Source organism: Frigidibacter oleivorans, from assembly GCF_003993775.1.
Taxonomy (GTDB): Bacteria; Pseudomonadota; Alphaproteobacteria; order Rhodobacterales; family Rhodobacteraceae; genus Frigidibacter; species Frigidibacter oleivorans.
In genome coordinates this window covers 77,523-89,483 of record NZ_RJRZ01000007.1, presented here as the reverse complement: position 1 = coordinate 89,483, position 11,961 = coordinate 77,523, and the positions used below count along the sequence as shown (strand labels likewise).

Here is an 11,961-nt window from a genome sequence, read left to right as displayed (position 1 = left end):
CCCGGGCGGGGTCAGCCCATCGCCCGGTCGAAGGCTGCCAGCGCCGCCGCCGGATCCTCTGCGGACCAGACCTCTTCGCCCAGACCGAAGAAATCCGTCATCGCCGCCAGATCGCGGACCAGCGCCTCGGTCAGCGCGCCCTCGGCCACCACCGGCACCTCGATCATCTCCGACCACCAGCCCAGCAATTCCGGCTCGGCCGGCTCGCCCGACCCCAGCGTCGTTGCGCCGAAGGGGCCGAAGGCTACGTAATCGGCCCCGGCCTCGCCCGCACCCATGCCTTCGTGCCGCGATCCGCCGCAGAAGGCGCCGACGATGGCCTCCTGCCCCAGATCCTTGCGCGCGGCGCGCACCGACCGGGCGCCATCGGCCAGATGCACCCCGTCCAGCCCCAGCCGTTCCACCAGCTTCACATGCGTCTCGATCACGATCGGCACGTCGCGGTCATGCGCCACCAGCCGGCAGGCATCGGCGGCGCGCAGCAGGCGGTCCTCGTCGCGCGTGGCCAGCGCCAGCCGCAGGCAGGCGACCCCCACCCGGTCCAGGACCGCGGCCAGCCGGTCGGGAAACACCTCCAGCTCGAAGGCGGGGGGCGTGATGAGATAGATCTGCGGGCGGTCTTCGGCGGCCATGATACGGGTCCTGCGGCAGGCGGGGCGGCAATTCGGCCCCCTTAGCGCGTTTCCCGCGGGCGTTCCATGCCCTTCGCGGGGTGCGGCGCCGCGTCAGGCGGGGCCGGGATCGGGCGGCAGCGGCCCGTCGGTCAGCCCGTAGAGCCGATAGGCGAGCGCGAGGCCCGCGCGCCGCAGCCGCGGCAGGGGCAGGCGGCGGGGCGGCTGGCGGACCAGCGCGGGCAGGTCCGCCGCCGCCCCGGCCATCAACCGCGCCACCTGCGCCCCGCCATAGGACCCTGCCGCCACCCCGTTGCCATGCCAGCCGAAGGCCGCGAACAGCCCCTCGGCCCCCGGCACCGGCCCGACATAGGGCGCGAGCGATCCGGTCAGGCAGGCCAGCCCCGACCACTGCCGTTCGACCGCCACCCCCGCCCAGGCCGGGAACAGCGCCCGGAACCGCGCGCGGGCGCGGGCATGGGTGGCGGCCATCGCCGCCGGCGCGGCCGAGATGCCGCCCCGCATCCCGAACAGGAAGCGCCCGTCCGGCAGGTGGCGGAAATAATGCAGCAACTCACGTGTGTCATAGGACATCAGCGGCGAGGCGAACCCCGCCGCCCGCTCTGCCGCCGTCAGCGGCCGGGTGACGAGGATCGTGGACAGCACCGGCAGGATCCGCCCGCCGATCCAGCCGGGCAGGGTTTCGTCCGCATAGCCGTTGGTCGCGACCAGAACCTGCGCCGCCGTGACCTCGCCTGCGGGCAAACGCAGCCGCCAGCCGCCCGGGGCGGGCACCAGCGCGGTGACCGGGCTCTGCCCCGCCACCCGCACCCCCGCCGCCTGCGCTGCCGCCAGCAGCCCCAGCAGATAGGCCATGGGATCGAGCGGAAAGCCCTGCGACGCCAGCGCCGCGCCGTGAAAGCCCGGCCCCGCCAGCCCGTGTTCGGCCAGCGCGCCGCCGGGGATCAGCCGGGCGCCGGGCGCGGCCTGCCGTTCCAGCGCGCGAAAGGCCGCGGGGGAATGGGCGAGCAGCGCCTCCCCCTCCGGCCCCTGCCGCGCGTCGATGGCATGGGCATCGAGCAGCCCCGCCACATGGTCGATGGCCGCCCGCTCGAACCGCTGCCACGCGGTCAGCCCCGCGTCGCCCGTCCGCCGCCGGATCGCCGCCGCCGACAGCTTCGCCCCGCCGAGGCAGCAGAATCCGCCGTTCCGGCCCGAGGCGCCCCAGCCCGGCTGCGCCGCGTCGAGGACGACCACCGACCGGCCGTGGTCGCGCGCCAGCACCAGCGCCGCGTTCAGCCCGGCATAGCCCGCGCCGATCACCGCCACATCGGCGCGCAGCCCGCCCGTCGCCGGCGGCAGCTCGGGCAGCGCCTTGCCCTGCACCCAATGGCTGTCCGGCCAGTCCGGCGCAAAGGCCGCGTCCTCGTAAAGATGCCGCATTCCCGCGCCTCCTGCCGCCTGCCCTGGATCTGGACCCGCGCCCGGCAGATTGGCAAGCCCGGCCCCGCTGACCCGGCCCCGCCTGATCCGCCCCATGCTTGACAGCGCGCCCCGCGCCCGCCACCACCGCGAGGACGGCAGCAGGAGGATGCGGGATGGCACTGGAAGACGCAAAGACCCAGGTCGACATGGCCTTCACCCGGCGCGACCCGCGGGGGCTGGCCTTCGAGAATGCCTTCGGCGGGGCGACCAGCTTCCTGCGCCGCCGCTATACCAAGGACCTGACCGGGGTCGATCTGGCGGTAACCGGCGTGCCCTTCGACCAGGCGGTGACGCACCGGCCCGGCACCCGCTTCGGCCCGCGCGCGATCCGCGAGGCCTCGGCCCTGCAGGCCTTCGACGCGCCCTGGGGCTGGGGCTATGACCCGCTGTCGGAACTGACGGTGGTGGATTACGGCGACCTCGCCTTCGACTATGCCGATGTGCCCGCCTTTCCCGCGGCGCTGACCGCGCATGTCGCGGGCATCCTCGCCGCCGGGGCGGGGTCGGTGGTGCTGGGGGGCGACCATTTCATCACCCTGCCGATCCTGCGCGCCTATGCCGACCGCTTCGGCCCGGTCAGCCTGCTGCATTTCGACGCCCATTCCGACACCTGGGCCGATGACGACATGGCCCGCATCGACCATGGCACCTTCCTCTACAAGGCGGCGAAGCTGGGGCTGGTCGATCCCGCGACCTCGGTGCAGGTGGGCATCCGCACCGACAACCCCGACACGATGGGCTTCAACATCCTGCCCGCCCGCGCCGTGCACGAGGCGGGGCCCTCGGAAACCGCCGCCCGCATCCGCGCGATCCTCGGCGACCGGCCGGTCTATCTGACCTTCGACATCGACGCGCTGGACCCCGCCTTCGCCCCCGGCACCGGCACCCCGGTCTGGGGCGGCCTGGCCAGCTGGCAGGCGGCGGCGATCCTGCGCGACCTTGCGGGCATCGACCTGAAGGGCGGCGACGTGGTCGAGGTCTCGCCCCCCTATGACACCACCGGCGCCACCGCCATCGCCGGCGCGCATGTGGCGATGGAGATCGTGGCGCTCTACGGCTGGACCCGGCGGGCGGGCTGAGGGACGGCAGAGGGGAGGGGGCGCTGCCCCCTCCTGGCCGTGCCGGCCAGTTCACCCCCGGGATATTTCGGTCAGCTGCAGGGCAGGGAGGCGCGCGCCAGTACCCCTCCCTCGGCCCTTCCCTCGGCACAACCCTTGCGATACACCCCGCGCCATGCTGCCCCGGGACACGCTCGACCAGATCACCAGCCGCTTCGGATTTCTCGAGGCGAAGCTCGCCGAGGGCCGCGCCGCCCCGGCCGAGATCGCGGCTCTGGCGCGGGAATATTCCGAGCTGAAGCCGGTCGTGGCCGAGATCGGCGCCTGGCGCCAGGCCCGCGCCGATCTGGCCGAGGCCGAGGCGATGCTGGCCGATCCCGAGATGCGGGCGCTGGCCGAAGACGAGATCCCGCGCCTGAAGGCCCGCATCCCCGAGATGGAGACGCGGCTGCGCCTGTCGCTGCTGCCGAAGGACGCGGCCGATGCAAGGCCCGCGATCCTCGAGATCCGGCCCGGGACGGGTGGTGAGGAGGCGGCGCTGTTCGCAGGCGACCTCTTGCGCATGTACCAGCGCCATGCCGAGGCGCAGGGCTGGGATTTCCAGCTGCTGGAGCTTGCCGAGACCGAGCTTGGCGGCGTGAAGGAGGCGGTGGCGCGGATCGCGGGCGAGGGGGTCTTCGCCCGGCTGAAATACGAATCCGGCGTGCACCGGGTGCAGCGGGTGCCCGAAACGGAATCGGGCGGGCGCATCCATACTTCGGCCGCCACCGTCGCGGTGCTGCCCGAGGCCGAGGAGGTGGAGATCGACATCCCCGCCGCCGATATCCGCATCGACACGATGCGCGCCTCGGGCGCGGGCGGCCAGCATGTGAACACCACCGACTCCGCGGTGCGGATCACCCATCTGCCCACCGGCATCGTCGTCACCAGTTCCGAGAAGTCGCAGCACCAGAACCGGGCGAACGCGATGGCGGTGCTGCGGGCGCGGCTGTACGACCTCGAACGCGGGGCGAAGGACGCGGCCCGCGCCGCCGACCGCAAGTCGCAGGTGGGGTCGGGCGACCGCAGCGAGCGCATCCGCACCTACAACTTCCCGCAGGGCCGGATGACCGATCACCGGATCAACCTGACGCTCTATGCGCTGCCGCAGATCATGGCGGGCGACCTGGCCGAGGTCATCGACGCTCTGGTCGCCCATGACCAGGCCGACCGGCTCGCGGCGCTGGAGGCGGGGGCGTGAGCGGCACCGCGGCCGACGCCTTGCGCGCGGCGGTGCCGGTGCTGCGGGCGGCGGGCATCGAGGCGGCGGCGGGGGATGCGCGGCGGCTGCTGGCCCATGCGATGGGGGTGGCCGCGGAGCGGGTGACGCTGCATCTGGCCGATCCGCTGGACGACGCACAGGCGGCGCGCTTCGCCGCGGCGGTGGCGGCGCGGGCGGCGCGGCAGCCGGTGGCGCAGATCACCGGGGAACGGCTGTTCTGGGGCAGGTCCTTCCGGGTGACGCGCGACACGCTCGACCCGCGGCCGGAAACCGAACTGCTGGTGGCGGCGGCGCTGGAACAGCCCTTTGCCACGATCCTGGACCTCGGCACCGGCACCGGCTGCATCCTGCTGACGCTGCTGGCCGAGCGGCCCGCGGCGCGCGGCACCGGCACCGACCTGTCCGCCGCGGCGCTGGCCGTGGCGGCGGAGAACGCGGCCCGGCTGGGGCTGGCCCCTCGCGCCGATTTCCGGCAGGCCGACTGGTTCGACGGGGTGGAGGGTCCGTTCGACCTGATCGTCTCGAACCCCCCGTATATCGCCGCCGCCGAGATGGCGGACCTCGCCCCCGAGGTGCGGGACTGGGAGCCGCATCTGGCATTGACGCCGGGGGGCGACGGGCTCGACGCCTATCGCGCCATCGCGGCGGGGGCGGGGGCGCATCTGGCGCCGGGCGGGCGGCTGATGGTGGAGATCGGCCCGCGCCAGGGCGCGGCGGTGGCGGCACTGTTCTCCTCCGCCGGGCTGCGGGCGGCGCGGGTGCTGCCGGACCTCGATGGCCGCGACCGGGTGGTCACGGCGCACCGGCCCTGACGGCTGCGTCCTGGTGTCGCGGGCGGAGACGGAGGCGGGCGGAACCCGGCTTTTCCGGGCCGCGGGGCTTGAATTTCGTCGGATGCGACCAAGATTCCGCTTGCCCTGATGTGATCCGGAAGGTTACACGGGCGCCGTGCCGGGAGATCGAGGAACCCCAGCACGCTCCGCCGGAGACCGCAGCCGCCAGTCGCCGCCCTGTTGCAGAGGGCCGCAGCGAAGGGCAGCACCCGGCAGGGGTCATCGTCGCAGAACAAGGCCGCAAGACCGGCGCGTCCGATCAGCCTCCGATCAGTTTGTCGCAGGCTCGCAACAAGCGAAAGCACATGAGATCATCCAAGTCCCGTTCGCGTTCCAAGTCGAACCGCCAGCGCACGCTGGGCAATATCGTCAACCGCGTCTTCGACAGTTCGGGGCCCGAGGGGAAGGTGCGCGGCACCCCCCAGCAGATCATCGACAAATACCTGATGCTGGCCCGGGATGCGCAGCTGTCGAATGACCGCGTGGCCGAGCAGAACTTCCTGCAGCATGCCGAGCACTACACCCGGATGCTGGGCGAGGCGCAGCGCGAGATGGCGCGGGAACAGGCGGAACGCGGGCAGGGCGGCAATCCGCAGGGCCAGCAGGGCAACGGGCACGGCCAGAACGGTGGCCAGAACGGGCACGGGCAGAACGGCGGCCAGAACGGTCACGGCCAGAACGGCCAGGGGCAGGGCGGCCGCGACGACATGGGCGGCGGCCAGAACGACCGTCAGAACGATCGGCAGGGCGACCGCCAGAATGACCGTGGCCAGAACGACCGCCAGAACGACCGTCAGGGCGACCGCTGGCAGAACGACCGTCGCGACCGTCCGCAGCAGGACCGCAACCCGCAGCCGCCCCGGCGACCGGAACCCGCGGCTGTGATCGACCCCCGCGGCGATGACGAGGACGGCACCGGCCTGGTCGAGACGCCGGAAATGCGCCGCGACAGCACCGCCCGCACCGAGACGCCGCCGGCCCCGCAGGCCCCGGCACCCCGGACCGATGCCGAGGCCGGACCGCGCGAGGACCGCGCCCCGCAGGCCGAGGCTCCGGCCAGCGCCGAGGCGGCGAAACCCGTCAAGCCCCGCACCCCGCGCGCCCCGCGCAAGCCCGCGGCGGCAGAGGGCCCGGCTGCCGAAACCCAGGGCAATCAGGACAAGGGCAATCAGGACAAACCGGCCCGCAGCCGCGCCCCGCGCAAGCCGCGCGCCGCGGCGGCCGATGCCGGCCCGCAGGACACGGTTCCCGCCGGGGCCGACAAGTCCGAGGACTGATCCTCCGCGCCTGCCCCTGCAGCTGACCCAAATATCCCGGGGGTGCGGGGGCAGCGCCCCCGCGACGCCGCCCTCGCCACGCCTCCGCCCCGCGTCGCCTCAGCCCGCCACGATCCGCGCCAGCCGGCAGAAGGCTTCCAGCGAAATCTCCTCGGCGCGCGAGGTGGGGGCGATGCCCGCGGCCTCCAGCTTGGCCTCGATATCGGGGGCGACCCCGCGCAGGCTGGCGCGCAGCATCTTGCGCCGCTGCTCGAAGCCCGCCTTCACCACCCGTTCCAGCACCTTCGCATCCGCCGGGAAGCGCGGTTCGGGCAGGGCGGTCAGATGCACCACCGCCGAATGGATCTTCGGCGGCGGGGTGAAGGCCTCGGGCGGCAGGGTCATCGCGATCCGCGCCTCGCAGCGCCACTGCACCAGCAGCGCGAGCCGGCCATAGGCCTTGGACCCGGGCTGGGCCACGATCCGGTCCGCCACCTCCTTCTGGAACATCAGCGTCAGGCTCGACCAGGGCGGCGGCCAGTCGGCGGGCGTCAGCCAGCGGATCAGCAGTTCGGTGCCGACATTGTAGGGCAGGTTCGCCACCACCTTCCATGGCGGGGTCAGCAGGCGCGCGGTGTCGATCTCCAGCGCGTCGCCCTCGATCACCTGCAACCGGCCGGGATGGGCGGCGGCGATCTCGGCCAGCGCGGGCAGGCAGCGGGCATCCTTCTCGACGGCGACGACCCGGCGCGCACCCTCGGCCAGCAGGCCGCGGGTCAGCCCGCCGGGGCCGGGGCCGACCTCCAGCACGTCATGGCCGGCAAGGTCGCCCGCCCGCCGCGCGATCTTGGCGGTCAGGTTCAGGTCCAGCAGGAAGTTCTGGCCCAGCTGTTTCTTCGCGCTCAGCCCATGCGCCGCGATCACCTCGCGCAGCGGCGGCAGCCCGTCGATCGTCGCCATCGTCTCAGCCGACCGCGCGGGCCGCGGCCATGTCGGCCGCCATCCGCAGCGCGGCGATCAGGCTGGTCGGATCGGCGGTGCCTTGCCCCGCGATGTCGAAGGCGGTGCCATGATCGGGCGAGGTCCGCACGAAGGGCAGGCCCAGCGTCACGTTGACGCCGCCGGCGAAGTCGATGGTCTTGATCGGGATCAGCGCCTGGTCGTGATACATGCAGATCGCCGCGTCATAGCGGGCGCGGGCGGCGGGGTGGAACATCGTGTCCCCGGGCAGCGGCCCTGTCAGCGCCAGCCCCTCGGCCCTCAGCGCGGCGATCACCGGCGCGATCACCTCGATCTCCTCGCGCCCCATCGTGCCGCCCTCGCCCGCATGCGGGTTCAGGCCCGACACCGCCAGCCGCGGCCCCTCGATCCCGAAATCGCGGATCAGCGCGGCATGGGTGATGCGGATCGTGTCGGACAGAAGCTGCGGCGTCAGCAGCCCCGGCACGGCGGCCAGCGGTTCGTGGATCGTCACCGGCACCACCCGCAGGTCGGGACAGGCCAGCATCATCACCACCCGGTTCACCCCGGCCAGATGGGCGAGGTATTCGGTATGGCCCGGATGCGCGAAGCCCGCGCCTTCCTTCAGCGCCTGCTTGCTGATCGGCGCGGTACAGACCGCCGCGGCGCGGCCGTCCGCCACCAGCTTCACCGCGCGGGCGATGACCTCGATCACCGCCGCCGCATTGGCGGGGGCGGGGCGGCCGGGGATCGCCGCCTCGGGGAAGGGATGGGGCAGCACCGGCAGCGCCTGACCGGCATGGGTCATCGCCTCTTCCGGCGTCTCGACCTCGCGCACGGGGGTGCCCCGGGGCAGATGCGCGGGGTCGCCGATCCAGACGAAGGGCAGCCGGGCGCGCAGCGACTCCCACGCGCGGACGGCGATTTCCGGGCCGACGCCCGCGGGCTCGCCGCAAGTCAGGGCGACGGGCAGGGTGTCGCGGGGGCCGGTCACGGATACCGGATGTCGGCTTCGGCGCGCAGTTCCGCCATGTAGCTGTCGGCGAACTGGACCAGCCGGCCGTTTTCCAGCCGGGCGCGCACCTGGGTCCGCGGCACCGTCGTGGTGTCGAGCAGGCGGCCCCGCGCGCAGAGCATCAGGAACACCGTGGCCTCGCCCCGCCGCAGCCCGGTGGAGACCTCGCCCGCATCGAGCCGCGACAGTTCCGCCCGGATATCGGCGGGCAGGGCGGTTTCCGGCTGGCTGGTCCGGGTCAGGGCACCGGCAGGCATGCGCTGCGCGGCGTCGTAGAGGTCGTTGCAGGTATCCACTTGGCCGCGCAGCTTTTCCGCCTCGGCCGGGCCGCTGACCAGAAGCTGCGCATAGTCCAGCGCGTCGACGCCTTCCGGCGTCTGTGCCGGCTGCGCCGCCCGCTCGCGCATCAGGAACATCGCGTAGACGCCGTCGCCCACCCGCACCGGGGCCGAGATCTGGCCGGGCTGCAGCGCGTTCACCGTGCCCCGCACCTCGGGCGGCAGGCTTTCCAGCGCCATCCAGTCCAGCTCGCCGCCCTCGTCGCGGGTGCCGGAGGTGGAATATTGCCGGGCCGCGGTGTCGAAGCTGGCGGGGGTGGTGGCGACGGTCGCCACCCGTTCGGCCAGAAGCCGGGCGCGGGCATCGTCGTCGCGGCGGATGACGATTTCCGAGATCAGCACCCGCGGCCCCGAGGGCATGTCCTCGCCGAACTCGAATTCCGCCACGGCGCGGTCGACCTCAAGATCGGTGACGCGGTTGCCCTGCGCGTTGAAGCGGGCGCGCACCAGCGTGCGCCAGATCACCCCGGTCGCCACGAAGTCGCGGAAGGTCTCGGCCGAGACGCCGGCCTTGGCCAGCTCGCCCGTGAACTGCTCGGCGGTCAGGTTGGCGCGGCCGGCGAATTCCTCCATCGCCGCGCGCACTTCCTGCTCGTTGATGCTCAGGCCCACGCGCGCCGCCTCGGCCTGGCGCAGCCGGTCCTCGATCAGCGCCTCCTCGACGCCGGCCAGCATCTCGGGCGGGGCGTTCAGCAGCGTCAGGAACAGCTGGCGCTGCTGGATCTCGAAGGCGGTGATGGCGCGGCCGTTGACGATGACCTGCGGCGACAGGTCCTGCGCGGCCGCGACCGTGGCCAGCACGGGCGAGCCGCAGGCGGCGAGCGCCGCAACCGCGAGGGCCGGGAGGGAGGGGCATCTGCGCATGAAGGTCCGTCCTGCTCTTGTTCCGTCGTCGCCGTGCATCCGGCCGTTGTTCTGTGTCATCCGCAGTCTCATCCGCCGCAGGCGCGGCGCGCGGACCCGCGATTGCCCGATCCGAAGCCGTTCAGCACCACGGCAAGGTCGAAATCCGTGGTGGCGCGTACACTAGTCGAGGATGTGAAACGACGCGAGAGCGAAAGATCGAGCGTCACGCATTCGGTCGAATACTGCAGGCCCAGACCCGCCCGCGCCGCGCGGTCCGCCTCGAAATCGTAGCGCGTTTCCAGCTGCGCGGCCCAGTCGGCCGAGATGTCCCAGGCCGCGTCCACCGCCAGTTGCGAGGTCGCCTCGGGGCGCTGTTCGGCCAGATCCGGTTCCAGCCAGATGAAGGAGGAGCCGACGGAATAGCGCTCGGCGCTCCAGATCAGGCGCAGCTCGTTGCGCGACACGTCGAAATCGTCGTCGAACAGCGCCCGGTTGGTCACGGTCAGGCCGGAGGCGCCGTCATACTGCGCCGCCAGCAGCCAGTCCGAGGTCGCGCCGTCCAGCCCGGTCGAACTGTTGAACTGGCCCAGATCCTCGGTCCGCACCACCCGGCCGAGCGCGAAGGCCAGCGAGGCGCCCCGCGGCGCGTGGCGGGTGGCGGTGAAGCCCACATTGGCGCGCAGGCCCGCCTCATGCGCGTCGGCGCCGGGAAAGCGGTCGAGCGAGAAAAGGTTGCCCTCGTCGAATTCCACCAGGACGCTGTCCTCGTTCGGCACCTCGTCATCGGCGGAATCGCCGGGCGACCACGCGACCTGCACCACCGGCTCCACCACCCAGGCCGCGCCGCCGCCGGCTGGGGCGGGGCGCAGGAAGGGCCAGCGCAGTTCCGCGCCCACGGCGGGGGTCACGCGAAGCTCGAGGTCGTCATAGGCCGGGTCCTGCCGCACCTCGTAGACATCGGCGGTCAGTTCCGTCAGCGCGGCCAAGATCATGCCGTTGTCGGCGATCCAGTTGCGCCGCCAGTCGGCGGCGATGGTGGCGCGGGCCACGTCGCGCCCGTCCACGATCCCGTCGCCGTTGGCGTCGGTTTCCTCGTCCGAGGTGCGCAGGTGGCTGTGGGTCTGGAAGGTCAGCCCGCCCTCGCCGCCGATGATCGCCGGGGCGAAGCGGCGCACCCAGGTGAAATCGCCGATCAGCGTCGGCAGGGTGGAATTGTCCTCGCCCTCGCGCAGCGAATCGTAATGGATCAGCCGGCCCAGCACATAGTCGTTGCGCCGGGTACGCGTCACCTCGACGAAACTTTCCAGACGGTCGCTGTCGCCGAGGCCATAGTCGCTGATATAGGCGTCGTCGGTCACCGCCTCGATGCCGAAGTTCAGCCGGAAATCGCTGCCGATGTCGAAGCTGCCGGTGCCGAAGAACGCGCCGCGCGTCTCGCCGGGTTCGAGGTCGTCGCGGCTGAGCGAGCCGCGGAACTCGATATCGCCGGCGCGGAAGGCCTGACGATAGCGCAGCTCGACCGTGCGGGTGACGTTGGTCGAGACATAGGGGGTGACGGTCAGGTCGCGGCTTTGCCCGATCGGGATGAAATAGGGCAGCTTGATCCCGGTCCCGAGGCCCGATGTCGTGCGGATCGAGGGCGCGAGGAAGCCGCGCGACCGGTCCAGCGTCGGATCGGGGGCGCGCAGATAGGGCAGCCAGAACACCGGGATCCCGATCACCCGGAACTGGGCGTTGTCGAAATAAAGCTGCCGCTCCACCTCGTCATGCACGACGCTGGTGGCGCGGATTTCCCACAGCGGCACCGGGTTCGCGGCGCAGACCTCGCAGGAGGAGGCGCGCACCCGCGCGGCGCGGGTATAGCGCCCCTGCGTGCGCTGGATCGACTGCGCCGCCACCTGCATCTGCCGGTCGAGCACCAGCCGCGCCCCTTCCAGCAGGCCCTCGGTCATGTCAGTGGACAGGTCCGCCGCCGAGGCCAGAACGATGGTCGCGCCGTCGCCCTCGACCAGCGTGATCGGGCCGGTGATCTGCAGCCGCTCGGTCGCGGGATCGTAGGTGATCGCCGCCGCCCGCAGGCGCGCGGTGCCATAGAAGGCCTCGACCGATCCGGTCGCCGTCAGCCGGCCTTCCGCGTCGATCAGCAGCGCGTCGGCCACCAGCGTCGCCAGTTCGGCGGGCTGGCCTGCGCCGCGACTTTCCTGCGCGCGGTCCTGCGCGACGGCCGCCACCGGCGCGAGCCCCGCAAGCCCGCCAAGCGCCGCGGCGGCGGCAAGGCCCAGTGTCGCGCGCCGCATG

Annotated in this window: 10 protein-coding genes; 4 read left to right on the top strand and 6 right to left on the bottom strand. The window is 72.8% G+C overall.

Going from position 1 to position 11,961, the window contains the following annotated elements; genetic code table 11:
* Positions 1–11: 11 nt before the first annotated feature.
* Both EEY80_RS10865 and EEY80_RS10860 read right to left on the bottom strand, forming a co-directional pair.
* Positions 12–632, bottom strand: coding sequence for a thiamine phosphate synthase (locus tag EEY80_RS10865; RefSeq protein ID WP_126976588.1), 621 nt, complete (start codon positions 630–632; stop codon positions 12–14).
* A gap of 93 nt (positions 633–725) precedes the next feature.
* Positions 726–2,054, bottom strand: coding sequence for an NAD(P)/FAD-dependent oxidoreductase (locus EEY80_RS10860; protein ID WP_126976587.1), 1,329 nt, complete (start codon positions 2,052–2,054; stop codon positions 726–728).
* Positions 2,055–2,209: 155 nt separating this feature from the next.
* On the opposite strand from EEY80_RS10860, the gene speB reads away from it, so the two are divergent.
* From speB to EEY80_RS10840, 4 genes are all read left to right on the top strand, one after another.
* On the top strand, positions 2,210–3,175 hold the full coding sequence (gene speB, locus EEY80_RS10855) for an agmatinase (RefSeq protein ID WP_126976586.1): 966 nt from the start codon (positions 2,210–2,212) through the stop codon (positions 3,173–3,175).
* A gap of 154 nt (positions 3,176–3,329) precedes the next feature.
* Positions 3,330–4,394, top strand: coding sequence for a peptide chain release factor 1 (prfA, locus tag EEY80_RS10850; protein ID WP_126976585.1), 1,065 nt, complete (start codon positions 3,330–3,332; stop codon positions 4,392–4,394).
* Positions 4,391–5,227, top strand: a complete 837-nt coding sequence (gene prmC / locus EEY80_RS10845; RefSeq protein ID WP_126976584.1) for a peptide chain release factor N(5)-glutamine methyltransferase — start codon at positions 4,391–4,393, stop codon at positions 5,225–5,227. The genes prfA and prmC overlap by 4 nt, the downstream gene beginning before the upstream one ends.
* A 326-nt stretch (positions 5,228–5,553) precedes the next feature.
* On the top strand, positions 5,554–6,525 hold the full coding sequence (locus tag EEY80_RS10840; RefSeq protein WP_126976583.1) for a DUF4167 domain-containing protein: 972 nt from the start codon (positions 5,554–5,556) through the stop codon (positions 6,523–6,525).
* Between the two features lie 99 nt (positions 6,526–6,624).
* Here EEY80_RS10840 and rsmA read toward each other — a convergent pair whose 3' ends face one another.
* From rsmA to EEY80_RS10820, 4 genes are all read right to left on the bottom strand, one after another.
* Complete coding sequence (gene rsmA / locus EEY80_RS10835; RefSeq protein WP_126976582.1) at positions 6,625–7,464, bottom strand: 16S rRNA (adenine(1518)-N(6)/adenine(1519)-N(6))-dimethyltransferase RsmA; 840 nt, start codon at positions 7,462–7,464, stop codon at positions 6,625–6,627.
* Between the two features lie 4 nt (positions 7,465–7,468).
* Positions 7,469–8,458, bottom strand: coding sequence for a 4-hydroxythreonine-4-phosphate dehydrogenase PdxA (gene pdxA, locus EEY80_RS10830; RefSeq protein WP_235829797.1), 990 nt, complete (start codon positions 8,456–8,458; stop codon positions 7,469–7,471).
* Positions 8,455–9,681 carry a peptidylprolyl isomerase gene (locus EEY80_RS10825; RefSeq protein WP_164738225.1) on the bottom strand — a complete coding sequence of 409 codons (1,227 nt, stop codon included), beginning with the start codon at positions 9,679–9,681 and terminating at the stop codon, positions 8,455–8,457. Before EEY80_RS10825 ends, pdxA begins: the two co-directional genes overlap by 4 nt.
* 68 nt (positions 9,682–9,749) lie before the next feature.
* On the bottom strand, positions 9,750–11,960 hold the full coding sequence (locus EEY80_RS10820; RefSeq protein WP_126976580.1) for an LPS-assembly protein LptD: 2,211 nt from the start codon (positions 11,958–11,960) through the stop codon (positions 9,750–9,752).
* Position 11,961 lies beyond the last annotated feature (1 nt).

Excerpts from the sequence above, each read along its gene's own strand:
- EEY80_RS10865 (WP_126976588.1), bottom strand. The coding sequence starts at position 632 with ATGGCCGCCGAAGACCGCCCGCAGATCTATCTCATCACGCCCCCCGCC.
- EEY80_RS10860 (WP_126976587.1), bottom strand. The coding sequence starts at position 2,054 with ATGCGGCATCTTTACGAGGACGCGGCCTTTGCGCCGGACTGGCCGGAC.
- speB (WP_126976586.1), top strand. The coding sequence starts at position 2,210 with ATGGCACTGGAAGACGCAAAGACCCAGGTCGACATGGCCTTCACCCGG.
- prfA (WP_126976585.1), top strand. The coding sequence starts at position 3,330 with ATGCTGCCCCGGGACACGCTCGACCAGATCACCAGCCGCTTCGGATTT.
- EEY80_RS10840 (WP_126976583.1), top strand. The coding sequence starts at position 5,554 with ATGAGATCATCCAAGTCCCGTTCGCGTTCCAAGTCGAACCGCCAGCGC.
- rsmA (WP_126976582.1), bottom strand. The coding sequence starts at position 7,464 with ATGGCGACGATCGACGGGCTGCCGCCGCTGCGCGAGGTGATCGCGGCG.
- EEY80_RS10825 (WP_164738225.1), bottom strand. The coding sequence starts at position 9,681 with ATGCGCAGATGCCCCTCCCTCCCGGCCCTCGCGGTTGCGGCGCTCGCC.
- EEY80_RS10820 (WP_126976580.1), bottom strand. The coding sequence starts at position 11,960 with ATGCGGCGCGCGACACTGGGCCTTGCCGCCGCCGCGGCGCTTGGCGGG.